Below are 24,282 nucleotides of genomic sequence, written 5' to 3'. Positions count from 1 at the left end.
GCTTAGTGCCCGCTTCAAGTAGTCTTGTCGCTTCAAACTCAGCACATAAAGATTTTTCCATGGCATAAAAAGTAAATCACCTCCTCATACTATCGATGATGGAGGTGATTGTAATGCCAAAAAATAGTGCTGATCCTAAACATGATCGTTCGGACAACCGCGCGGATTCCAAAAATGAACAACAAAACAACGCTCATTTTACTGAAGAAGCTCAAACATTGACTAGCAAGCATGCCGCTGAATATGCTCCGAATGTAAACGGTATTTCCAAGAATATTACCTAACTTACAGGCGCATGATCTGAAGTGCTGCTTATCGGGAAAGAAGTCCCTTCCGTAATGGAAAGGACTCTCTCCCTCCCTCTCTTTCGTTTAGTTACCAAGCGCGTTCTCTAGAGCTTGCTCAATTTGATCCATCGGATCATCAGAGCTGGCAGCGCTTACTTGGTAAAGGCCACTCTCCTTCGCGTCTGCAACACTAATCACTTGATCGTCTTCGACCAGCTTTTGCAGCAATGTTTGTTGGCTATCCTTCAGCTTGGTTTGAATGGCTCTATAAGCAACTTCGACCATATCATCGCGAAGGAAAGTCGCTGTCGATGTCAATGGCTTCGCTTCCTCAGCAGTTAGCAGCCCGCTGGTGACCGCCAGTTCGCCTGCCTGACTGGGCTCCGCTTCCTTGTAGCCGAGGGCACGCAGCGTTAAGGCGATAAACTGCGAGCCGCTCATGTTGGATTCCGGAGCAAACGTAGAATCCGTAACACCATGCACATAGCCTTGATCATACGCATAAGTGACGTGTTTGTAAGCCCAGTGATCCGTTGGCATATCTGAAAAAACAGCAGGCTGCTCCGCTGAACTTACCGCCGCGGCTTCCAATCCGAACAGCCTCAAGAGCATAGTGGCTCCCTGAGCTCTAGTGAAGGTCATCTCTAATTCAAAGCCTTGATCCGTTCCTTGAAGGAGGTGCAAATTGTTCAGCATTTCTGCCTCATGAGTATGCACAGCGGGTTCTTCCGCTGACACAAGCCCTGCAGCAGAAAGCAGCAGCGCACAGCTAAGGAATCCGCATGCAGCCTGCTTCCCCATGCGTCGATTCCATGTTCCAATATATCTCCCTAATCCTGATATCATCGTCTGACCTCCTGATCTCCACCGTTATCATTTATCGTGGATAGATCAATCTGATAGCTCGTTTCCGTTAGCTTGCGGAAGAAAGGATCCTCTGCTCCCACACCATCCCAGTTAAATTCAATGGTAAAGTTGGTCGGATTGCCGTTGTCATCCCAGTTCCTTACGAATCGGATCGTCTTCCAGCCTTCTGAATAGTCTTTGACCACGCTGTTACCTTCCAGTTTTTTTCCCGTTACAAACTCCGTGCTTTCACCTCTGACTTGCTGACTCAAATCATAGATCGGACCGCCGCTGTTGGACAATCCGCGAGTCATCTGCGAGCCGTCCGTTACTCGAATAAACTCTTCGATCATCGGGTTATCAAGCTCGTTCGTTAGCTTCACAATGCCGTACAGCACATGAATAGGCTTCGCACCATTTGAATAAGCAGGGTCATAGACCGATGTGGTAACCGTGCTTTTATCCGAACCTTGCAGCGGGTACGCTGTGAATTCGGCCGCATACTGCACATCGATACGTTTCATTGGATACGTAATTTTCTCTTCAGCAGCCGCTTGCCCTGGCAGGATGCCAACCAAAGAACCTAACAGCACTAGATAAGCTATAATTCCCCTTGATTTCCTAATCATGTAAAACCTCCTTTTCCACTAGATTACTAGATCGATAGTCCTGTTGACAAGATTAACCGCTCACATCCCACGCTCAAAAATGCAAAATTTGTAGTAACACCTTATAAAGGATACAATAGACAAGTAACTTACTTTTCATCTGGAGGAATCGCTGTGTCTCAACCTGCTGGAATTAAACCTTTCGTATTGAATATGAACGTAGGTGGAAATCCTTTTGTCGTTCATGCTGCTTTGTTGTGGGATGATCAAGATCTCATCCTTGTCGACACCGGTATACCAGGCCAATTAGAGCTCATCCGGGAAACGCTTAAGAACGCGGACACCTCTATCGAAAACTTGACCAAGATCATCATCACCCATCAGGACATGGATCATGTAGGTTCGCTGCCTGAGCTGGTTCAAGCATTGGACGGCAAAGTCGAAGTGCTGGCTCATGAGCTTACCAAGCCCTATCTGCTCGGGGAAGTACCAACGATGAAACGTGGAGTCGTCCTGCCTCCTGCCAAAGTCGATACGATCCTTCATGACGGTGACATCCTGCCTTATTGCGGGGGCATCCAAGTGATTTACACTCCCGGACATACGCCGGACCATATCAGCTTGTACCATATTCCAAGCAAAACACTGATCAGCGGAGACGCGCTTACATCCCATGACGGCGTGCTTATGCCTCCGGATCCTAACTTTACCCCTAATATGCCGCAAGCGCTGGAATCACTAACGAAGCTGCAATCGCTGGAGATCGACCAAGTGATTACCTATCACGGCGGTGTCTGCACAGAGGGAATTCAAGCTCGAATCAGTGAAATAATCAAAGGGTAGTCGCCTAGCCATCTGCAAAAAGAGCTATCTCACGGTTTTCACAACCAAATGAGATAGCTCTTCTATTTATTCCTCGGTGCCTAGGATATAGTTGTAGGTGATACGTTATGTATCCATCAACATTACGATAGAAGCTTATATTTATGTTTAAGCCTTCCATTCAATTTCTTCACAGTATCAGGGTCTGAGTACAGGAAGCCTGCCTGATCCTCATACCTGCGATAATAAAATTGCTTGGCTGAGCTGCCTTTGTTGGCCAGTTTACCCAGCTTTCGAAACAAGCTAACATCCATCCAACCCTTCCGGATGGAAATATCACAATTCATGGTCAAACCGTGGTATTGATAGGAGACATGAGCCTCATTCGTTTCAGGATCAACATAAAGCTTACACGCTTCAATCAGAAAATCTCCTTTGGCCAGACGGTTCATGGCATCGATTGCGATCAAATAGGCTCGGGCATCCCCTGTGCTGTGTAAATCCAGTGTCCAAACATCGTGCGTAAATCTGATTTCATGGTAATTCTCATCCAGATGACTGTCTCCGCAAATGGACAACAAGAAGTCATAAGGCTCATCTTCGTAGTACATTCTGCTGTATTGATAGAGCAGACTTTGAACTAGCACCTCTGTCTCCATTTGAAAAGAAAATCCAAGAGACTCCAGTGTTTGAAGCTGCACTTCCAATACATGGGCAGGCGATAATTTGTGGCGGTTCCCGAATAAATGCAGCATCACAGATCTCCCCTTGCGACATGTTCTATATATAGGATTAAGATTTGATAACGATATTCAAATTGCATATTGTCATTATCCGTTATTTCCATATAATAGAATGAACAATTCTTGCTTTTTTGGCCAAGGAGATGCCTGATGACCACAGATCATTTCTATCAAATTATTCAAGATACCATCTGTTATATCGAAAAACATCTAAAAACGAACCTAACGCTTGATACGCTATCCGCATCGCTGCACGTATCTAAATTTCACCTGCATCGCTTAATTCGCCACTCCACAGGACATCCTCTCATGGAATACATACGGGCGAGAAAACTAAGCCAGAGCATCGACTATCTGCTGAATGCCAACTGGAAAATCATTGATATCGCGGCTGAATTCGGCTTTGAGCACGAGCAGTCCTATATTCGCTCCTTCAAAAAACAATTCGGCGTCACGCCGGCAAGCCTGCGTAAACAATTTCAACAAATCACGCTGACAGAAAAATATGACGTATCGAGGTTAGAACGAGTCGCAGACGGAATTGTTTTTGAACCTGCTTTTGTTGTAAAGCCTGGATGCTTATTAGTCGGTAAAAAGAACCAAATATATGTGCAGGAGAATTACGAACATCATACCGCGAACGCCGCAGGTCTCGAATTTTTTTCACAAATCATGCCCCATGTTCCCGATAAGGTCCATGAGCATCTCTATATCGGATTAACCCATATGGTCGAGGACCCCAGCTACACCTACTATTATCCTTCTACTGAAGTACATTCCTTTGAACAGCAGGACTTGAGCCTGTACCGGAATGTGCTTGCTCCGCACAAGTATATCGTCTTCACCTATGTCGGCGACTTTCATCCGGCTCATTTGACATTCCGCCAATTGGAGCAGATCTGGAATTATATCGATGCTTGGATGCCCCAAGCGGGGTACGACTTCTCCGATCCATATTATTTTGAATATATTGATGAATCCCTAGCGAGAGACGATTATTGCGAGGTCGGGCTCTACATTCCTATCTCAAGCAATGTGAGCATCCATTCATAGAAAAAAGCCGCAACAGCGGCTAATTTTGTGGATATTATAGGGTCCATTTCGAGCTTCAGTAGATTTCCTCCAAGAGGAATAAGAGCCTTCTAAGGTGATAATAGAACCGTCACAGACGTCTGCAACGCTTCTTCGAAAAAAGCTACTCTGCAAACCGGATACAAACAGGCTTGGACACGCTGAGTTCTCCACCTGTCGGCTGCAGCTTTCCGGTTGCACCATCTCTTGCCAAGGTGACAATGTTATTTCCATCGCGGTTAGCGACAAGCAGGAATTTGCCATCTGGGGAAATGCCGAAGTTCCGGGGATGTCCGCCAAGTGTCGATGAATGCTCGACGTAGGAGAGCTTGCCGCTAGAGGAATCGATCTCGAATACGACTATGCTATCATGTCCACGGTTCGATCCGTACAAGAACCGCCCGTCCGGGGAGATATGGATATCCGCTGTGGCATTGTCGCCTGTGTAATCCTCCGGCAGTGTGGCAACCGTCTGGAGTTCCGTCAATTGCCCCTTCTCCTCATCATAAGCAAACGCGATGATCGTGGAGTTGAGCTCATTGATGACGTATCCATACGGCAGCGTCCGATGCAGAGCAAAGTGCCTCGGGCCTGAGCCCGGCGTCACTTTCGTCACACCGTGCGAGATCAAGCGCTGACTCTCCAAGTCGAGCTTGTACATGACGATTTGATCGAGGCCAAGATCGCACACGCCTACATAGCGATTGGCACGATCGACGAATACGGAATGAGTTCGAGGCCTGTCTTGCACCGGAAGTAAGCTGCTCCCTTCATGCTGCTGAATATCCGAGGTTACTCCCAGGCTGCCATCGGGAAGAATAGGCGATACGCCAACCATTCCCCCATGATAGCTGGACACCATGGCAAGCTGGGACGTCTGATCCAGCGCGATATGGCAGGTTGTTGCAGGAACAGTCTTTTCCGTGTTCAAATGAGTGAGCTGCCCCGTCTCCGAATGAAACTCGTAGGTCGCCGCAGCGCCGCAGCGCTTACCTTCCTCGTCCGTCGCTTCAGACAGTACATAAAGCTTATGGCTGCGAGCATCTATAGTCAAAAAAGTCGGGTTCTGCAAGCCCGATGCCTGCTCTAGCAGCTCCAACTGTCCGGTTTCTGTATCATAGCTGCACGCATACAGACCGGGTGCAGCAGCATCAGCATAGGAACCGATAAAAGCGAGAATTCTTGAATTTGTTTCCATGAAAAATTCCTCCATTCCATATCAACTCTATGCGCATTATCGCAAATCTACCGGCAATTGGCAATGAAACGCAGCAAAACGAATCTGCTCGCTCATTTAAATAACAAGATGCCCTAAGTGCAAGACACGGGAAAGAACCCCGTTATTCATCAACAAAGGGGCTCCAATCTAAAGATATTTGTTACCTCTGTTTATAGCATCTCCACCAAAGCACTTGCTTTCGAATCAAGGAGTCTAGCTGCCTCACCGATTCCACTGAATTCATTCAACGCTTGTTCAATGAGGCGCTGACTGTCCACGATGGCAAGATTCGACCGACTTGTTCCCTGACCAATTTGCGTAATTTGCAAATGAATTCCCTCGATATTACTGCTAACCTCCCGGGTAGATCCCTCTACCTGACCCGCCAGCTTACGAACCTCTTTAGCAACAATATCGAATCCACGACCGAATTCACCGGCATGCGCGGCTTCAATCGCTGCGTTCAATGCGAGCAGATTGGTTTGAGCTGCAATATCGCGAATGGTGCGAATCAAACCCTTGATAGAATCCGCCTGCTTCTGCAAAGCATCGTACATCTGCTGATTGTCGTTAGATTCCTTCACAATTCTGCCAATGGCCGTTTCTACTTCCTTGCTGCGCTGAATCCCTTCGCCGGCGCGACCGAGCAAACTCCCGGCCATTTGCTTCAGCTCTTCCATCACCTTTGCTGAGCTGTTTTCAAGGCGGCTCGTAATGTCGGTAGCAACCTTCAGCACAGCATTGACGCTTCCGTCCAACATTACAGGCGTATAAGTGGCCTCCAGCCAGATCACCTTACCCACCTTCGTCACACGCTGAATCTTTTCCTGAAACTGAATACCATGACGTAAATTATCCCATAATTGCTTATATTCAGCACTTTCAGCGTATTCTTGTAAACAAAATTGCCTATGCAGCATCCCCTTGATTTCCGATGTCGTGTAGCCCATCGCTTTGGCGAAATTCTCATTTGCCCAAAGGACCTTTCCTTGTGGATCAAATTCAATCATGGCCAGACTGTGCTCCAGAGCACCGAGAACTGCATCGCTATTCAATACTTGAGTACTACTATGTGTTGTTATTGTCATCCTGTCAGCTCCTCACTTAAGTATGTAGATTTGCGCTCTTTGTCCTCATGAATTTACTTACCTTTATTATTAGAACGAAGCTTGCGGAACCCCTTCCAAGAACACGCTATACCGTACATTTTTCTTTTTCTTCGTTTTTCCCTTACAATAATTGTGCAGCATCCATTTCCTAACGGGAGGATTATTTATGTTACGAATTGAATATCACGGACACTCTTGCATTCAAGTATCCGATGGACAGCATTCCATCATTATTGATCCGTTTCTGTCGGACAACCCAGCCGCATCGGCGAAGCCGGAATCGATCAAGGCGGATTATGTACTGCTAACGCATGCCCATGCAGATCACATTCAAGACGCAGCTTCGATTACCAAGCAAAATGACGCCACCCTCATCGCCATTCATGAATTAGCGACCTACATGAGCTGGCAGGGAATCAAAACACAGGACATGAATATCGGCGGCAAGCTCTCCTTAGGCTTCGCAGAGATACATATGGTACCAGCCTTTCACAGCTCGGGCATCATTCTTCACGATCAAAAGAGTATTGTCTATGCCGGGATGCCCGCCGGACTTGTGATCAAGTGGAATGGGACGACGATACTTCACGCAGGTGACACGAACCTGTTCTCCGATATGAAGTTAATTGGCGACAAGCATAGCATCGATCTTGCATTCCTGCCTATTGGAGATTTGTACACCATGGGTCCTGAGGATGCCGTTACAGCAGCAGAGTGGCTGAAGGCCAAATTCGTGGTCCCCGTCCACTACAACACCTTCTCTCTGATTGAGCAGGACGGCAATGCCTTCATCGAACAGCTTGCCGGTAAAGGGATCAAAGGTAAAGCGCTCCGCCCAGGCGAATCTATCGAGCTGTAGATGCAAGAAGAGGATGCCCCGCCGTCTATATGACGCAGGCATCCTCTCTTTCATTTTTATCGTATCTTTTGACGTATTTATGGAATAAAGGCCTGGAATCTTTCGTCGTACTTGGTTGGCTGGAACTCAATGATTTCATATTCGGCGATGTCATGCTGATAAAAAGGATCCTGACTCAGAATCCGATCCAGTTCTTCTCTTGCAGGCACATTGGCTAGTATCACTCCACCAGTTCTTGGCACCTTCCTCCCCGAACAAATAAAGCGCTTTGCCGCATACTGCTGATCCAAATAGGTGCCGTGACTCTCCAAATGGCGCTCTACCTCTTCAATCGGCACCTTATAGGTTAACATGACAAGAAACATACGCATTCCTCTCCTTTTACATTCATGTTCCCTCATTATACTACCAAGTTCTTCCTGTATGGCAAGTGACCATCCCTACTCACATTTGTCGAAATTTGATGAAATTACAATAAAAAGCTCGTCTTCACTGCAAAATATGGTAAGATATCGTTCGGGAACTTAATACCTAAGGAGGTTTCACACGTGTCAAGAATGATTCAAGTGGACGAGCGTCCATCCATCGGCGAGAGCATTCCGCTCAGCCTTCAGCACCTGTTTGCCATGTTTGGCTCTACCGTGCTGGTCCCCATTCTATTCAAGGTCGACCCAGCCACGATCCTGCTGATGAACGGCATCGGCACTTTGCTTTACATTTTAATAACCAAAGGTAAAATACCAGCCTTCTTGGGCTCCAGTTTTGCCTTCTTGTCACCGGTTTTGTTGTGATCGGCTCACAAGGCTATAACTCCGCATTAGGCGGTTTCCTTGTCGTGGGGGCCATCTTCACCATTGTTGCTTTACTTATCCGTGCAGTAGGCACGTGGTGGATTGATGTCGTGTTTCCGCCTGCGGCGATGGGCGCAATCGTCTCCGTTATCGGATTGGAGCTTGTCCCTACTGCTGCGAACATGGCCGGCTTTATCGCCCCGGCGGGAGCACCGGCAGACTGGTCTCCGGATTCGACCGTAGTGCTGGTTTCCATTTTCACATTGCTAGTTGGCGTCATCGGCTCCGTCGTATTCCGCGGGCTGCTTAAGGTCATTCCCATTCTGGTAGCCATTATTACAGGCTATATACTTGCTGCACTTGTAGGACTTGTACATGTCAAAGAAACGTTGGCAGCGGCAGAATGGTTTCGATTACCGACCTTCTACACCCCTGCCTTCGATGCGGCAAGCATTCTCATTATCGCACCGGCCGCGCTTGTAGTCATCGCTGAACATATCGGCCATTTGATCGTAACGGGCAACATGGTCGGCAAAGATCTGTCCAAGGACCCTGGTTTAAGCAGATCGCTGATGGGCAATGGGATTTCGACCATGCTGTCATCCTTGGTAGGCTCTACGCCAAATACAACGTACGGCGAAAATATCGGCGTTATGGCCATCAGCCGGGTATACTCGGTATGGGTCATTGGAGGAGCTGCTGTCATGGCTATCGTCCTGTCCTTCGTAGGCAAAATATCCGCACTGATTCAAACGATTCCGACTCCGGTCATGGGCGGTGTATCCTTGCTGCTGTTTGGCGTCATCGCTGCTTCGGGGATCCGGATGCTTGTCGAAACCAAGGTCGATTACTCCAAGCCGATCAACCTCATTTTGACAACGGTCGTCCTGGTGATTGGACTGAGCGGAGCCACACTCAAGTGGGGACATTTCGAGCTGAAAGGTATGGGGCTGGCCACCATCGTGACCATTATCCTCAGCTTGTTCTTTAAACTGCTGGAGGTTCTGAAATTAAGTAACGAGTAATTCCTGCTCTCTTTCATCTGCTATGCCCCCCTGAAAACCCTCTTTGCTTCCGAACCATGTGGGAGGAGGTTGAGAGACTATATGAAGAAAAAAATTATGATTGGCGTTCTTGCGATAACTTGCTTGATATCGGCCGCCTATGGGTACAGTGCGTTTGCGGATACCATGTCTGAAGCCGCTTCAGCTAACATGAATGGTACGTTTAAAGCCATTTCGGACGATCAACAAAATGTGATGCTTACCACCGATCAGGGAGATCAGACCCTGACCATCGCCAAATCAGTATGGGTATATCGCAATAATCAAAAGGCGCAGCTGGCGGATTTGGCAGCCGGTGACAGCGTAGAGATTATTTTTAACAGCAAGCATCAAGCGGCCTATATCAAGGCACAGCAGCCTAACGAAACAGCCGTTGCGCTCGACAACGATGATTCACATGATGACAAGCCAGCAAGTGAGACTGCTGCTTTGGCGACGAGTCCAGCGCCAACTTCTGCTGCAGGATTAGGACCGCTGGATACCCACCTGACTCCCGCACCAGATAAGACCTCTTCACCTACTGCACAACCGATAACAAAGAAGGCTTCACCAGATACAACTATTCCTAAAACTGCTAACCTGTTAGAGCTGAAAGTCACGGGAAACCATTTTAAGCTTCAGTATAAGCAAACGAACCCGGATGACGCTGCATCAGGCGATTTAATCATTGAATCAGACCACGGAGCTCCTATTCATGTGAAAGGCAACACGGCGTCAGAGTGGATCGGGGAACTGCTGGGAGATCAATTAGCCAATGATGCCGAGATCAAGCAAACGCTTGTCAATGCTATAGCTGAGCATTATGAGTTGGACAAAGACCGGTTGGACGTGCAAGTGAAGAACATGCCCAAACAGGGTTCAGTTCAACAGGATCAGCACGGCAAACCGGACAAACGCAGCAAAGATCATGATCATGAAAGTAAGAAGCACGGAAAAGATTAGCAACATCTATAGGGAGATACACCCCGCAAGCAGACCCTTAGCTTCGAAGCTGATTCAGGTACTTTGCGAGGGGAGTCGAATTTATTCATGCTATCATGTTAATTAAAAAACCAACCCTGTCCGTTGGGCCTAAGTGCCGTCCGTGACAGGGTTGGTTTTGGTTTTACTTTCTTTCTTTTTTACTTATTCCCTTCTTCAGTGCCCTTGTTTCCCTTTTGCTTTCTTTTTTTCACGAGGATTCTGGCGGTCGTTTTTCTCTGGTTTGTCATGCTCAGGCTGAGAAACATCCGGGGTTTCAGGTTGATAAGCGCTTAAATCAAACGGAACTATGGGAACTTCTGCTAATGATCGGGTCATGATTTCCCGAAACAGGACAGCAGGAACGGCGCCTCCCGATGTGGTTAAATAATGCTGGCGATCCGTGCGGTCATAGCCTACCCAGATGGCAGCTGTCAGCTCCGGTGTATATCCCGCGAACCATGCATCCTTGGCCGCATTGCTGTCCAGCCCAGCAAATTCCTTCGTATCGGGGAGCTGAGTCGTACCGGATTTGCCGGCTACAGGACGGTTCATAGCGGCATTCTTCCCAGTTCCGCTAATAACGGCATGCTGCAGCATGGAAGTCATAGCCGCGGCTGTTGCGGACTGCATGACGGACTTGCATTGCGGCTTCGCCTCAATGAGCACTTGCCCGTTCGATGTTGCAATCTTCGCAATCGTATGTGCCCCGCACAGCGCGCCTTGGTTGGCGAATGCGCTGAACGCCTGCGCCATTTGCAGTGGTGAGACGCCTTGAGATAAGCCTCCTAGAGCTGCAGCCAACTGCCGATCTTCCTTCGGCAAGTCTATGCCCAGTTTGGACGAAAACTGCAGCCCGCTATCGATGCCGATCTGATCCAGCAGCCAAACCGGAGGCACATTCCATGAACGAATCACCGCTTCATCCATCGTCACTTGTCCACGGGATTGATGGTCCCAGTCTTCGGGCTGGTAACCGTTTATATTCAGCGGTCCATCGTAAAGCAGGCTTGAAGGTGTGTAACCCTTCTCTAATGCGGGTCCATACACCATAATCGGCTTCAGGCTTGAACCCGGCTGACGCTGAATCTGCGTCGCATGGCTGAATCCTCGAAAGACGCTGTTTCCCCGTCCTCCTGCAACCGCCCGAATTCCTCCGCTTCGCTGATCCAGCACGACAGCGCCGCTCTGTACCAGCTGCTTGGCATCCCCTTGCGGGAATAATTGGTCATCCTGATATACATCCAATACAGCTTGCTGAACCTTCGGATCAAGCTCCGTCGTAATCCTCAGCCCACCTGTAAGCAGCTGTTCCTCCGTAAACCCGTATTGATCCACTGCTTCTTGAATGACGGCATCCACATAAGCGGGATATTTGCCCTTTAAGTCATCGGCAGTTTGCTCCGCTACGATCGTGATTGGCTCGTTAGCAGCTCCTTGATAAGCTTCTTCGGTAATTTTACCTTGATCACGCATCAATGCAAGCACGGTATTCCGCCGCTCCATTGCTTCTTCTTGATTATTTTGCGGTGAATATCGGCTAGGTGCTTTCGGCAGCGCTGCCAGCAGGGCTGATTCTGCAAGGGTTAGATCCTTCACGTTTTTGCCGAAATATGTTGTTGACGCGCCTTGCACACCCCAGCTTCCTTCCCCGAAATAAATGCTGTTCAAATACGTTTCAAGAATTTCGTCCTTTCTGTAAGCCATATCGATTTTGATAGCGTAAGCAGCCTCACGTAGCTTGCGGCTTAGCGTTTTATCCGTACTTAGAAACATATTTTTGGCTAATTGCTGCGTAATCGTACTTGCTCCCTCGGTATATCCTCCTTGAAGAATATCCCGCACCACTGCACGGCCGATGGCTTGGAGATCCACGCCGGAATGCTCATAAAATCGCTTATCCTCTACAGCAAGCACTGCATCCGTCAAGCTTTTTGGCATTTGTGACAAAGGGACGGGATCGATCTTCGAAGCAGATAGCTGCGAGGCAGGATGGCCATTGCGGTCAAACAGCATAGTAGGCGCAGGCAGCGGTTGATTCAGCTTCGAAACGTCCAGGTTCTTGATATACCAGTACGCCGAACCGACGGCCATTACGCCGATGAGCAGCAATGCTCCCGAGATATAACCCCACAGCCGTTTACTCTTCAATATCGAACGCAGCAAAGAACCGCTCCTCTGTGGAAGCGGCCCTGTTGTTTCTCGTTGTTGTTCCATCAACATATCCCCCCGCTTTCCTGCTATAGCTATTCGAAGCGGGGTGCGAAAATATGTCGTAATCAGAGCTGCCTGTTCTTTACAGCAGCGATTCCGCACCGTCAATAAACAGCTCGGTCCCCGTAATATGACTGGATGCCTCGGAAGCCAAAAAGGCTACCAGATCGGCTACCTGCTCCGGCATCCCCGGCGCATGCTCCAAGGGCTGGCTGCCTTCTGGGTAGTTGACCGGAATTTTGATTTTCTGCAGCTCCGGCGTAGGCTGCGTATTCTCTCCGATATTGGTTTTGATTGACCCGGGACAGATGGCGTTTACCCGAATCTTATAGCGGGCCAGCTCCAATGCGGCCATTTTTGCAAACGCAACCTGACCAGCCTTAGAGGCGCTGTAAGCCGACATCCCAAAGCCCGAAAATTTGCGGCTCCCATTAATAGAACTTGTGATCACAATGCTGCCGCCTTGCTCCTTCATATGCGGCACTGCATGCTTCACACACAAGAACGTACCTTTCAAATTCACCGAGAGCGTGCGGTCCCAGTCCTCCGGCTTCATGTCTTCGATCGGCGCCAGTACACCGTTAATCCCTGCATTGGCGAAAACGAAGTCCAGCCTTCCCCATGCGTGTGCCACTTCTTCAAACGCTTCAGCCACCCGTATTGGGTCGGCAACGTCGACGTCCACACTGATGGCTTGTCCGCCGGTGCTCAAAATTTCCTGCACCGTCTGATCTCGCCGCTCATCCTTGAGGTCTGCAAGGCATACTTTCATGCCCTGCTGAGCCAGCATCAGCGCCGCAGCTCTTCCAATACCGGAGCCCGCTCCGGTCACGACTGCCACTTTATCCTTAAGATCCGGCAGCAGCATCTTTGGTTTTTGCATTGTCTGTACACCCATGTAATCAACCAGCCTTTCCATACTCGTAAAGGGATATAGAAATCTATGTTGGTTTACCCGAGTAAAGGAGAAACTATGTACGGACATGCGGCAATCTCAGATGCCTTTATTCAAGATTTAGTCGGCAAATAATTTTCGGTACGCTCCGTACCCTTCCTTCTCTAAATCCTGAACGGGAATGAATTTTAGAGCAGCCGAGTTGATGCAGTATCTCAATCCTGTTGGAGCAGGTCCATCCGTGAACACGTGTCCGAGATGTGAGTCAGCCTCCTGGCTCCTTACCTCTGTACGAACCATGAAATGGCTCACGTCCTGCTTTTCCTTCACCGTTCCGCTATACAAGGGCTTGGTGAAGCTCGGCCAACCGCAGCCGGAATCGAATTTATCCTTGGAGCTGAATAACGGTTCGCCGGAAACGATGTCCACATAAAGGCCTTCCTCGTGATGATCCCAGAACTCATTTTGGAAAAGGAGGCTCTGTCGCATTGTTTTGCGTCACCTCGTACTGGATTCTGGTTAGCTTCTCTCTGCGCGCCTCCCGATCCTGTTCCGTGTTCCAATGCTTCTCAATAAAAGCGTCACGACCGGAACCCTTCCGGTACATTTTGTAACGAAGCGGGTTTTTATGATGATAGTCCTGATGATAATCTTCCGCCGGATAAAATTCAGATGCGTCCACAATCTCCGTCGCGATGGGACGGGAGAATCTGCCGCTAGCCTCCAGCTCGCGCTTGGAAGCCTCCGCCTTGCTCCTTTGCTCCTCATTGTGTGTGAAAATAGCCGTACGGTACGAAGGTCCCCGGTCATGGAATTGGCCGCCTGGATCCGTAGGGTCCACACTTCTCCAAAAAATCTCCAACAGCTTCTCATAAGGGAAAAGCTCCGGGTCAAACGTAATTTGCACGGCTTCCGCATGTCCGGTTGTTTCCGAGCAAACCTCTTCATAAGTCGGGTTCTCCGTATGGCCTCCCGTATAACCAGATACTACCTTTATAATTCCCGGGAGCTCCTCGAATGGCGTTACCATACACCAAAAGCATCCGCCGGCGAAGGTCGCCAGCTCATAAGAACCTGCACGCTCCAAACTTTGTGTCATCTCACACACCGCTTTCCCTATAGTCTCAATTATCATGATAGCAAAATAGGATGCCGCTTGCCAAAGACTCTTCCCAAGATGTGGCTGATAAAAGTTATATGACGCCACACCGCGCGCTAGGAGCATCGCGTGTTGACTTGCCGCATGGATCGCGGTAATTTAATACTTGTTATACAGCAATCATCTTGAACGGATCACTGTGATCTCAACAACGGAGGCATTCGTATGTTTCAGACTACGGCCTATACAGGCTCAAAAGAAGACAATTATAAAACCGTGATCAGCCAGCTAAGAGCACTTCTAGAGGGTGAAAACGATCAAATCGCCAATTTGGCGAATGCGTCGGCGCTGCTCGGCTCGTTTCTAAGCGATATTAATTGGGTAGGCTTCTACCTATTCAAGCAAAATGAGCTTGTTTTAGGACCTTTTCAAGGATTGCCAGCATGTGTTCGCATTTCGCTTGGCAAAGGTGTTTGCGGCACATCCGCACAAAAGCGTGAAACGATTCGGGTAGCGGACGTGCACGAATTTCCCGGGCATATCGCCTGTGATGCGGCGTCCAATTCCGAGATTGTAATTCCAATCCTGCGCGATAACGACCTGATCGGTGTGTTGGACATTGACAGTCCCAGCAAAAGCAGATTCGACGAAACGGATCAGCTCTATCTGGAGCAGTTCGTCCAGACCTTGGCAGCGTACCTGTAAGATCTGACGTCGCCGTCCTCGAAGGACGAGTGCGCTTGTCAAGGTTGGTGCAAATTCGTCATGCTCCACTTATCGTGTCGTATCAACTGAAAAAATACCGGTACCTCCTAAGGAAACTAGGAAGATCCGGTATTTTTGTTTTGTACCTATTGCATACGAATCATGTAGCTTCCGCTTGTGCGCAAATAGGAGTACGCTATGGCTTCAATTTGGCGATAACTGCATATCGAACCGTACGCGCAGATGAGGTTGGGTTCCATGCTGTGAAGAACCAACTGTCTTCCGCCGCAGAGAAATTGTCAAGCATGTAGCCCTGCTGATTGCCCGAAAAAATCCAAGAGCCGCTAATCAAATTATAGCTGTTTCCATTGATGGCTGTACTGACAAAGCTATTTGCGGGCACGGTTACAGGAGCGAATTCGAAGCGTGCAAAGCCATTTCCCAATCGAGTTACTTTAACTGCTTTTTTGAGGCTCATGATAATGGTGCGCTTCGTTAACTTTCTCCCCAGCTTTGCTTCTGCCTTGCGAATGACTTGGTTTACCCGTTTGTTCAAATCTATCATCTCACCTTTCTAATGAAGATAAGATAGTAGATGCTAGATTGATAGATTTGGTATAGGTAAATCCGCATGACGATATGTGGATTTTACAAATTCAGATGCCGCAGCTTATCCGGATTGCGAATGACGTACATCTCTTGAATACGGTCATCTTTTACGGCGAAGCTGACAACCGTTGGAATAGGCTCGGAAGGTGTGCGTAAGATAACGCCAAGCTGTCCGTTGATTGTGACCAGACTTACGCTACCCATACCGCCGTCCTTGGATGCAAGCCCTTGAATAAAGGCAAGTACTCGATGGACCGAAATAATAGGTTTGATCGCAGCGTAGACTTTACCGCCTCCATCGCTGTAAAGCACAATGTCCTCCGAAAGCAAGCTCAAAAGCCTTCCCATATCACCCGTTGCCGTCGCTTGAAGGAAGCTCAGTACAAGCTGCTCAGACTGCTTGCTTGGAATAAGATCCACAGGTGATTCTTGTTGAATTTTTCGTTTAAGACGACTGTAAGTCTTCCGGCAGCTTTGCTCTGTTTTGTTCACAAAGTCCGCGATATCCGAATAGTCATATTCGAAAGCTTCCCGAAGCACGAATACGGCTCGTTCGATGGGCGTCAGCCGGTCCAGCAGCACCAAGAATGCGTACGAAATACTATCCTCCAGAACGATCGTTTGGAGCGGGTCCTCTGCTGTGGCAGCAGCTGCGCTTGAGGAATCTGAGTAAGCATGCAGGAGCGGTTCTGGCAGCCAAGGGCCGACGTAAACCTCTCTTTGATGTCGAGCGGACTTCAAATAATCCAGACAGCGGTTTGTGACGATTTTACATAAATAAGCTTTCAGGTTTTGAACAGCACTGCCTTCCTTATGGATGGATTGCTGCTGTATCGTAACAAATACATCTTGCACCAAATCCTCGGCATAGGTGACAGACCCCAGCATTCGATAGGCGATGGACAGAAGAAGCGGCCGGTACGAATGGTATACAGTGTCGAGTTCCATCTCGATCCCCCTTTCTTTCTAAATATTATCACCTTAACATGGTTTGCGCTGCTTCTTTCGCGCTGGCTAGCGACGCTTGTAGCAGCATTCCTGTAGACCCAACCCAATCACCGGCAACATACAGACCTGGCCGCCCCTCCACCGCAGGTCCCGGTCTGCCAGACAGACCGCCGCTCGCAGCAGTGACGATGCCATGCGAGACGAGCATTCGAGGCAGAAAGCGCTGCTGAATGACATGCTTCCGCCACCCCGGTTGAATGCGATCGAGGAAGCCTTCCAGCTCAAGCTCATCTTGCTTGGGTTCTGATGGGGTGCTAGAAGATAAATACTTCATTACATGCACGACAGAGTAGCCCGGATGATCGGATAGCGAAGATGCGGCGGAATGGTTGGAATAGTACCACGGCTCATCGACGCCTAGTACAAAATTCTTTTTGGGCAAAGGCATACCGGATACAACGAGATCAAGACAAGCGGCACGAACAGGAATAAGCTTGTTGTAAGCCTCGGCTTCCGCTGAGGTAAGGGCTGGTTGCAGCATCGCCATCGTATCCTTCGGTCCTGCGGTAGAAAGAACGTGACGTGTTGTAATCTGCATGCCGTCTTTTAGGCCAACGTTCATCTGAGGATAGCTTCCCGTAATTTCCCTCACGGGTGAGCTCTTCTGAATTACAACACCGGCACGATGCGCTTGCTCAATTAAGCTGTTCACCAGAGCCTGCCAACCACCGTGAATATACAGCACCTGCCCCAGCTTAAGCTGCTCAATGGCTGCTCCGGCACTAAGAAGCTCCGGATCGTGGGAATAAGTGGATAACCGCACAAGGGCATGAACGATACTCCGAACTCGCGGGCTATCTAGCTGATTATCTATATAGGTTTGGAAACTGAGCTCGTTCAAAGCCGAGGTGTCGATTTTCTTTAAGCTGCTGTAGAAGCGCATGAGCTGAAGCTTCTCCTGCCATTTCAAAAATGATCCTAAAAGGCACTGGCTAAGCGGCAGCTCCTTAAATCCGCCGTTAGCTTCTGTAAATGTGAGCGAGTTAAATGGCTTAGGAGACGCGCCGGCAGGTATGACGCCAACCTCTTGTAGAATGGGGAGGGCACTCTTATTAAGTGCATGAGCACCTAAATTGACGCGAGAGGCCGCTAATTCCGTCGAAACGGCCCGCCCACCCCACTGGTCTCCTTTCTCCAGTACGAGCACCCGACGGCCAGCCCTCGCTAAATAAATGGAGGCCGTTAATCCGGCAATCCCGGCTCCGATAATGACAACATCCCAGTTAGAATTTTGTGTATTCTGTATCATGCAGATCATTCCTTCCTTTTCGGTCTGATACATACATGACGATTAGCGAAGCCGAGTCGTGACCATAGAGTTGAAATTACTATAAAATGTTCTACTCCGTCACATAATACGCCATGGCGATGACCGGTAAGATGATTCCGACCAGCAGTGCCGCCTCCCAGCCCCCCGTTGCGTAAGCCCATCCGCCTGCCGCTGAGCCGATAGCACCCCCTAAAAAGAAAATGGCCATATACAAGCCGTTAAGCCTACTTCGAAATTCCGCTCCTAAAGAGAAAATCACCCGCTGCCCAAGAACCATGTTGGCGGAAACCCCCATGTCAAGTAAAATCGCCGAAACTACGAGGATAGGGACTGCGAGTGCAGAACTTGATGGAACCAGCAAGGGAAGCAACATGGAAAAGATGACGATGACCAATGCCCCTCCCGTAGCCGGACGAACCCATCCGCGGTCTGCCACGCGGCCCGCCGCTGGCGCCACAATTGCCCCCATGACCCCGACTAATGCGAACAGAGCAACCTCCTTTTGAGTGAAATGGAACGACGGACTTGTCAATACCAACGGAACTGTAGTCCAAAACAAACTGAACGTCCCGAATACACAAGCATGATAGATTGCCCTCCGGCGCAATGCCGGTGTCGCCTTCAGCAGATGCAGCATGGAGTGCAGCAGTACATGGTAAGCTGTAGCGGTCGAAGGTTTCCTTGAGGGTAGAGCCTTTGCCAATACAAGAACCAGCACGAAAATGAATACTGCGGATATAAAATATATGGCGCGCCAGCCCATATACTCCGCCACCAAGCTTGAGATGGGACGCGCAAGCATAATCCCGAGAAGTAGCCCGCTCATGACGTTCCCCACATTGCGACCGCGCACGGCTTCAGGTGAAAGATGAGCTGCATACGGTACAAGGATTTGTGCTGCTACGGAACCTACTCCGATCATGAGTGAAGCGATGAGGAACAGGATGGCGCTTTTGATGACAGCGGCAACTGTCAAAACGGCGGCTGTAAGGAGCAATGACGAAAGAACCAACTTACGATTTTCCAGGATATCTCCTAACGGTACAATAAATAGCAAGCCGATCCCGTAGCCGACTTGAGTCAACGTAACGATGAGTGCGGCAGCCCCGGAGGATAGCCCGATGGTCGAACCGATCGAGCCTATTAATGGTTGAGCATAGTAAAGGTTTGCCGCTATGATACCGCAAGCGGCTGCCAGGATAAAAATCAGCGATGGCGAAACCGATTTTTCCGTTGGAATGGAAGCTGACTGCATACAAAAATCCCCCTTTGAATTTTTCTGGAACAATCGTTCCGGAATGTGCAAAAAATTGTTTTATAGCATTTCGATCACCATGTTTATCATCTGCTTCATCTTGATGCGGTCACCCTGCACCTTCGCGACGATATTTAAACTATGATTCAGGTTTGTGAGCAGATAAGATAAAGTCTTGATATCTTTCTCAGGCATGATTTCTCCCGTCTCCTGACCTTTGCTCAGCAGTTCATAGAAGGCTTTCTCTAACTCGTCAAACCGCTCCCTGATCAACGCATTCAATTGCTCATCCGGCGCATCCATGCCGACTGCCGCGTTAGTAATGAGACAACCCTTCGGCGTCTCGCCGTCCAAGGCGGAATCGATATGTATCTCAAAGTACTGCCGGATTCCAAATTTTGCGGAAGTCGCATTGACGAGTAGGTCCCGTTTGGCTTGCTTCCACTTCTTGTACCAGTTAATCGCCTCTATATAAAGCGTTTGTTTGTCCCCGAACGTTTCGTACAGACTTGATCTGCTAAGATCCATAGCTTCCAGTAAATCGGGAATGCTTGCCGCTTCGTAGCCCTTCTTCCAAAAAACAAGCATCGCTTTATGAAGCACCGCTTCTTTATCAAACTCTTTGTAGCGTCCCATAGATCTCCCTCCATTTCCATATGTTCAGTATAAACTTTTCAGGAACGATTAGTCCAGTATTTTCTGCAGATATGAAACTTAAACAAAAAATAGAGGAGATTAGCTCATCATGAACTAACATCCTCTATTGACGTTACAACAATAAACCCAGGCTAATCCTGTATGTTTCAATCTAATGGATTCCCAATTAACGCTTCTCCGAAATATCATCAACATCAACAATCTAAGGATCCGAATTCAACAGCCCGAAAATATCTTGTACCCGTGCTTGTTTGAATTCCAGCCGCTTTACCGCCTTGTATCTGTGCTCCTCTAAAGCAATCGCTCAGAAGCTATTTCTGACAGTCGCAGGAGAACCTCCTCCCAGCGCAGCTTCATCGCTTCGCGAGTCACTGCACTGTCCAGCTTTTCCTGATGGAAGCTGACCGTTGTGCGTTCCGCTTTCCCTGCAAGTACACGGATCTGCAGCGTGGATGCTTTTTCCCAGCCTGAGGGCTGCCAGGTCAGCCGAAGCTGCTCCGGCTCCTTCGCAACCCGCATCTCGCCAGTCGTGCCTTCATTCGTCTCGAACCGATCTCCCGGGTGGAGACCGATTCTCTTCACATCTCCCAGCCACAGCTTCAGCCCTTGCGGCGATATCAGCAGTTCCCAGACTTGATGCTGAGGCATGGCGATCGTTCGCCTGACACCGATTTGATAGCCCGCTGAAGCGGTTAATCCCACTGGCTTGGTTTCCGCCATATTCCAGCCTCCCCTTCTTATGATTCTACGGTACGGAGTTCATCTCCATACCATAGCTCCTGAAAGGTTCGATTGCTCTGTAAGAGCTGCTCCGCCGAGCCCACGGCCTCGATTCGGCCGTCTTTCATGACAATGACGTGGTCAGCCCGATGGAGAGCGGCTTTGCGGTGCGAGACGACGAGGCACGTCGCATCGCCCCGCTGCTTGAACAGCCGCTCCCAGAGCTTCTGCTCTGTCTCGACGTCGAGCGCGCTCGACAGGTCGTCGAACACATACAGCTCGGCGCTGCGCACGAGCATGCGAGCTGCGGCTGTCCGCTGGGCTTGGCCGCCGGACAGCTTCACCCCGCGCGGGCCGATGACGGAATCGAGCCCGCGGGGCAGATAAGCGACGTCATCTTCCATGACGGCGGTGTGGATTGCCCGGCGCAAGCAGTCATCCGTCTCGGCTTGGCCGAGCAGGATGTTATTGCGCAGCGTATCGCTGTAAAGGCGCGGCACCTGCGCCGTATAAGCACTTCTCGGCGGAACGAAGAATTCGCCGAGATCCTCGACCGGGCGGCCGTTCCACAGCACGTCGCCGCTTGTCTTCGGCAGCAGCCCGAGCAGCGCACGGACGAGCGTCGTTTTGCCGGAGCCGATTGCTCCGGTCACGACAGTGAACGAGCCTCGCGCGAGGTTGAAGTTCACATTCTCGATACCTCGGCCGGTATCGGGGAACCGGTAGGACAACTGCTTGACCTCCAGCCGTTCGAGCGCGTCAATTCGTGCCGGCTGCGGAGCCGCCTCTTCCCAAGGCTCAGTCTGGTGATCAGCTGAGTCTACAGCCTGCTCTTCCGTGTTCGCTAGCGCAAGACCCGCTGCCCGCTTTTTCAGATAAAGCGGCTTTACAATGGTAAGCATTTTAGCCGGTGCGCCCTGAAGCAGGAACGTCAGCCTATCCAATGCGACGCTCATCTGCTTGAAGTAGGTCATGAACTTGCCTACATTCGAGTTGAACTGAGTGACGAACGTCAAATAATAGACGAATAAGGCAAAGTCACCTACCGTAAATGTCCCTGCACGCATCTTTTGACCTGCCAGCAGCAGAATCAGGCCGGTGCCAAGATTAACCGAGTTGGAGAAGACAGAATCCAGCAGTTCGCTCATCAACCGGGCCGTAGCCAGCTGAGCTGCGGTAACAACGAGAACAAGAGGCAGAAATACGAGCAGCGTCATCTGCGCATCGATGCGGATCAGAATGTAGCTGGACACAGCGGCAAAGCAGGTCATCCCGAAGACGTCAACCGACCAGCTGGCCGCTTCCTCGGACTGATCCACATCGTCACGGAAGTGACTGATCGCTTCGCCGGGCGATACCGGAATCGCTCTCGCTCCCGGCTGTTTGAGGACGTGCTCGAGCAGGTTGCGCCGCAGCATCATCCCCATACGGAAGCGGGTGTGCACATCCGTTATAAATCCAAACACAATCAGCATCATACGGGCAAGCGTAGCCCCCAAGAGGAGAGCAATGATGCCCCATACCCCATAACTTAGTCCGGACGCGCCGCTGAGTATATCGAAGAACTGCTTGGTGACGAGTCCAGGCGCGATCGGCGCCAGATAGATGGCCGTCCATGCGAGCGCGTTGACCATATACAGCACAGGCCGGTTCATGATCAGCCGCCATAAATATTGATACGTATTCATGGCTACGTGAGCACCTCCTCAAGACCTGTAGTAAGCAGTTTACTGAATCTGGATGAGGAATCAGCTGCAAGCTGTACCCGATCTCCGTACTCCAACAGCTGACCGTTGTCCAAGATGGCAATTTGATCCGCTCTCTGAACCGTGGTTAACCGGTGCGCAATGATGACACAGGTCCGTTCAGCTAACAGCTTGCTGATGGCCTTCTCAATTCTCAGCTCGGTCAGAGGATCCAGCCTCGACGACGCTTCATCCATGATGACAAGCCCAGGGTCGGTCAGAAACACACGGGCAAATGCCAATAGCTGTGCCTCCCCTGCCGACAAGCTTCCTCCACCGGAAGCCAGCATCGTATCCAAATCTTCCGGCATCGATTCCAGCCATGCACCAAGGCCGATCTCCTGTAAAACTTCCCTGATACGTTCGTCTGATATCGATTCATCGTAGAAGGTCAAATTGTCGCGGACCGTCCCCTGCATGATCTCAATATTTTGCGTCACCATGGCTACCCGTTTGCGCAGGTCAGCCAACTTACATTTACGGATGTCCACACCGCCAAGCATAACAGCTCCGCTTTGCGGGTCGTAAAAACGCAGCAGCAGTCTGGCTATGGTTGTTTTACCGCTGCCGGTACGGCCAAGCAGCCCAAGAACCTGACCGGGCTTTAGCTGGACATTCAGCCGATCGATGGTCGGCGGGTTCTCTGCTTCCTCCTCATACGAGAATCTGACCTCCCGCAGTTCTACATGAAGCGGACCGTCCGGCAATACTGCACCTTCCCCATCTTGAATAGCTGATCGCGTATCAAGTAGCTGCATGATACGGCTTATGCTCGCATCGGCCTTTTGCAGATCCTCCATCTGTGTACGAATCTTTTCAATAGGCTTCGCCAACAGCTCCGTATAAAAGAAAATCAGATACACCGTTCCAAGGGAAAGCGCCTGGGCTTTCCACAAGTATGCACTGATACCAAATGCCATGGCGTTCCCTAGTGCAAACACGAGAATGGAAGTATTCCACATAGCGCAAAAGCCCATGAACGCCTTAACGCGCAGCGGCAGCATGCTCCCGATCATTTTATAAAACCTGCCCATCACAAAACCGGACGCCCCATTGGCCCGTATATCCTCGGTTCCCTCCAGATGCTCCCCGATAAAACCATAGAACTCGGCATTCGCTTGTCTCCAACCGGACCACATCGGCGCGGCATACTTACGAATCCATTGAATCAACCACATAGCGCCGACCACGAACACGGTCATGCCTCCGCCAATTAGCCAATTTTCTCGAAAAAGCAATACGATGATCCCTGCCATCAGCAGCACATTGCCTATCAGATGAATCATCATGCTGGAGAAAAAGTTAGCCAGCGCATTCACATCACCGTCAACCCGTTCAATCAGTGACCCTGATGTATGGGATTTATGAAAGGACATATCCAGCGACAAGCAGTGGGTGGCGAGATCGACGCGCAGCGCATTGGTCGTTTTCCACCCAATATTCTCACTGAAATAGGTCGCCAGGACTGACAAGATTTGTTGTGCTATCGAGAATCCCAAGAATAATCCTGCTGCTATAAAAAGCGGCTTTAGATCGCCATGTGATTGCGCTGTATCTATAAAAAAACGGATAATCTGCGGGTTTGCCAGCTGCATGCCAATAGAAGCAAAGAGCAGCACTGCCAATACGATCAATGTCCCTCGCTGGGGAAGCAAATATTGCCGCAGCAATCTCGAATACGCCTTTATCGAGCTGCCGCTTGAATTCGACTGCATGTGTGACCTCC

General features: G+C 49.7%; 22 protein-coding genes and 2 pseudogenes. 7 read left to right on the top strand and 17 right to left on the bottom strand.

The features are described from left to right. The first annotated feature begins 113 nt into the window (after window positions 1-113). A complete protein-coding gene (locus L0M14_RS10360; RefSeq protein ID WP_235122027.1) occupies window positions 114-284 on the top strand; it encodes a hypothetical protein in 171 nt (56 codons plus the stop codon). Window positions 285-371: 87 nt separating this feature from the next. Here L0M14_RS10360 and L0M14_RS10355 read toward each other — a convergent pair whose 3' ends face one another. Together L0M14_RS10355 and L0M14_RS10350 are read right to left on the bottom strand one after the other, a co-directional pair. Beyond that, window positions 372-1,133: an S-layer homology domain-containing protein gene (locus L0M14_RS10355; protein ID WP_235122026.1), complete on the bottom strand. Its 762-nt coding sequence runs from the start codon at window positions 1,131-1,133 to the stop codon at window positions 372-374. Then, window positions 1,130-1,762, bottom strand: a complete 633-nt coding sequence (locus tag L0M14_RS10350; RefSeq protein WP_235122025.1) for a hypothetical protein — start codon at window positions 1,760-1,762, stop codon at window positions 1,130-1,132. Before L0M14_RS10350 ends, L0M14_RS10355 begins: the two co-directional genes overlap by 4 nt. A 153-nt stretch (window positions 1,763-1,915) precedes the next feature. Here L0M14_RS10350 and L0M14_RS10345 point away from each other — a divergent pair, with 153 nt between their 5' ends. After that, window positions 1,916-2,584: an MBL fold metallo-hydrolase gene (locus L0M14_RS10345; protein WP_235122024.1), complete on the top strand. Its 669-nt coding sequence runs from the start codon at window positions 1,916-1,918 to the stop codon at window positions 2,582-2,584. A gap of 122 nt (window positions 2,585-2,706) precedes the next feature. Here the strand turns inward: L0M14_RS10345 and L0M14_RS10340 are convergent, their stop codons facing one another. After that, on the bottom strand, window positions 2,707-3,318 hold the full coding sequence (locus L0M14_RS10340) for a hypothetical protein (protein ID WP_235122023.1): 612 nt from the start codon (window positions 3,316-3,318) through the stop codon (window positions 2,707-2,709). A 138-nt stretch (window positions 3,319-3,456) separates the two neighbouring features. Here L0M14_RS10340 and L0M14_RS10335 point away from each other — a divergent pair, with 138 nt between their 5' ends. Continuing rightward, on the top strand, window positions 3,457-4,359 hold the full coding sequence (locus L0M14_RS10335; RefSeq protein ID WP_235122022.1) for an AraC family transcriptional regulator: 903 nt from the start codon (window positions 3,457-3,459) through the stop codon (window positions 4,357-4,359). Between the two features lie 142 nt (window positions 4,360-4,501). Here L0M14_RS10335 and L0M14_RS10330 read toward each other — a convergent pair whose 3' ends face one another. Together L0M14_RS10330 and L0M14_RS10325 are read right to left on the bottom strand one after the other, a co-directional pair. Beyond that, a complete protein-coding gene (locus tag L0M14_RS10330) occupies window positions 4,502-5,575 on the bottom strand; it encodes a lactonase family protein (RefSeq protein ID WP_235122021.1) in 1,074 nt (357 codons plus the stop codon). A 191-nt stretch (window positions 5,576-5,766) separates the two neighbouring features. Next, a complete protein-coding gene (locus tag L0M14_RS10325) occupies window positions 5,767-6,684 on the bottom strand; it encodes a methyl-accepting chemotaxis protein (RefSeq protein WP_235122020.1) in 918 nt (305 codons plus the stop codon). 187 nt (window positions 6,685-6,871) lie between these two features. Between L0M14_RS10325 and L0M14_RS10320 the strand changes: the two genes are divergently transcribed. Next, window positions 6,872-7,564: a metal-dependent hydrolase gene (locus L0M14_RS10320; RefSeq protein WP_235122019.1), complete on the top strand. Its 693-nt coding sequence runs from the start codon at window positions 6,872-6,874 to the stop codon at window positions 7,562-7,564. Window positions 7,565-7,641: 77 nt separating this feature from the next. Here L0M14_RS10320 and L0M14_RS10315 read toward each other — a convergent pair whose 3' ends face one another. Next, complete coding sequence (locus tag L0M14_RS10315) at window positions 7,642-7,929, bottom strand: YciI family protein (protein WP_235122018.1); 288 nt, start codon at window positions 7,927-7,929, stop codon at window positions 7,642-7,644. A gap of 192 nt (window positions 7,930-8,121) precedes the next feature. Here L0M14_RS10315 and uraA point away from each other — a divergent pair. Both uraA and L0M14_RS10305 read left to right on the top strand, forming a co-directional pair. Next, window positions 8,122-9,380, top strand: a pseudogene (gene uraA / locus L0M14_RS10310) (uracil permease). Between the two features lie 81 nt (window positions 9,381-9,461). Continuing rightward, window positions 9,462-10,361, top strand: a complete 900-nt coding sequence (locus L0M14_RS10305; RefSeq protein ID WP_235122017.1) for a hypothetical protein — start codon at window positions 9,462-9,464, stop codon at window positions 10,359-10,361. 195 nt (window positions 10,362-10,556) lie between these two features. Here L0M14_RS10305 and L0M14_RS10300 read toward each other — a convergent pair whose 3' ends face one another. The 3 genes and pseudogenes from L0M14_RS10300 to msrA form a co-directional block, all read right to left on the bottom strand. Beyond that, window positions 10,557-12,596 (bottom strand): transglycosylase domain-containing protein, encoded by a 2,040-nt coding sequence (locus tag L0M14_RS10300; RefSeq protein ID WP_235122016.1) that lies wholly within the window; start codon window positions 12,594-12,596, stop codon window positions 10,557-10,559. A gap of 79 nt (window positions 12,597-12,675) precedes the next feature. Further along, complete coding sequence (locus tag L0M14_RS10295) at window positions 12,676-13,491, bottom strand: SDR family oxidoreductase (protein WP_235122015.1); 816 nt, start codon at window positions 13,489-13,491, stop codon at window positions 12,676-12,678. A gap of 117 nt (window positions 13,492-13,608) precedes the next feature. After that, window positions 13,609-14,587: pseudogene (msrA, locus tag L0M14_RS10290) on the bottom strand (peptide-methionine (S)-S-oxide reductase MsrA). Window positions 14,588-14,812: 225 nt separating this feature from the next. On the opposite strand from msrA, the gene L0M14_RS10285 reads away from it, so the two are divergent. Continuing rightward, window positions 14,813-15,292, top strand: a complete 480-nt coding sequence (locus L0M14_RS10285; protein WP_235122014.1) for a GAF domain-containing protein — start codon at window positions 14,813-14,815, stop codon at window positions 15,290-15,292. Window positions 15,293-15,488: 196 nt separating this feature from the next. Here L0M14_RS10285 and L0M14_RS10280 read toward each other — a convergent pair whose 3' ends face one another. The 8 genes from L0M14_RS10280 to L0M14_RS10245 all read right to left on the bottom strand — a co-directional run bounded on the left by L0M14_RS10280 (window position 15,489) and on the right by L0M14_RS10245 (window position 24,271). Continuing rightward, window positions 15,489-15,857, bottom strand: a complete 369-nt coding sequence (locus L0M14_RS10280) for a hypothetical protein (protein WP_405030830.1) — start codon at window positions 15,855-15,857, stop codon at window positions 15,489-15,491. Window positions 15,858-15,940: 83 nt separating this feature from the next. Next, window positions 15,941-16,849, bottom strand: a complete 909-nt coding sequence (locus tag L0M14_RS10275) for an RNA polymerase sigma-70 factor (protein ID WP_235122012.1) — start codon at window positions 16,847-16,849, stop codon at window positions 15,941-15,943. A 28-nt stretch (window positions 16,850-16,877) separates the two neighbouring features. Continuing rightward, the gene (locus tag L0M14_RS10270; protein ID WP_235122011.1) at window positions 16,878-18,158 is read right to left on the bottom strand and encodes a phytoene desaturase family protein; all 1,281 of its coding nucleotides are present in this window, start codon (window positions 18,156-18,158) and stop codon (window positions 16,878-16,880) included. A gap of 91 nt (window positions 18,159-18,249) precedes the next feature. Beyond that, a complete protein-coding gene (locus L0M14_RS10265; RefSeq protein WP_235122010.1) occupies window positions 18,250-19,434 on the bottom strand; it encodes an MFS transporter in 1,185 nt (394 codons plus the stop codon). A gap of 60 nt (window positions 19,435-19,494) precedes the next feature. Beyond that, window positions 19,495-20,070 (bottom strand): TetR/AcrR family transcriptional regulator, encoded by a 576-nt coding sequence (locus L0M14_RS10260; RefSeq protein ID WP_235122009.1) that lies wholly within the window; start codon window positions 20,068-20,070, stop codon window positions 19,495-19,497. 312 nt (window positions 20,071-20,382) lie between these two features. Further along, window positions 20,383-20,811 (bottom strand): SRPBCC family protein, encoded by a 429-nt coding sequence (locus L0M14_RS10255; protein WP_235122008.1) that lies wholly within the window; start codon window positions 20,809-20,811, stop codon window positions 20,383-20,385. 17 nt (window positions 20,812-20,828) lie between these two features. After that, the gene (locus L0M14_RS10250) at window positions 20,829-22,499 is read right to left on the bottom strand and encodes an ATP-binding cassette domain-containing protein (protein WP_235122007.1); all 1,671 of its coding nucleotides are present in this window, start codon (window positions 22,497-22,499) and stop codon (window positions 20,829-20,831) included. Between the two features lie 2 nt (window positions 22,500-22,501). Continuing rightward, window positions 22,502-24,271 (bottom strand): ABC transporter ATP-binding protein, encoded by a 1,770-nt coding sequence (locus L0M14_RS10245; protein ID WP_235122006.1) that lies wholly within the window; start codon window positions 24,269-24,271, stop codon window positions 22,502-22,504. Window positions 24,272-24,282: the final 11 nt, after the last annotated feature.

This window comes from Paenibacillus hexagrammi, assembly GCF_021513275.1.
GTDB lineage: Bacteria > Bacillota > Bacilli > Paenibacillales > NBRC-103111 > Paenibacillus_E > Paenibacillus_E hexagrammi.
This window is presented reverse-complemented; position numbering and strand designations above follow the sequence as displayed.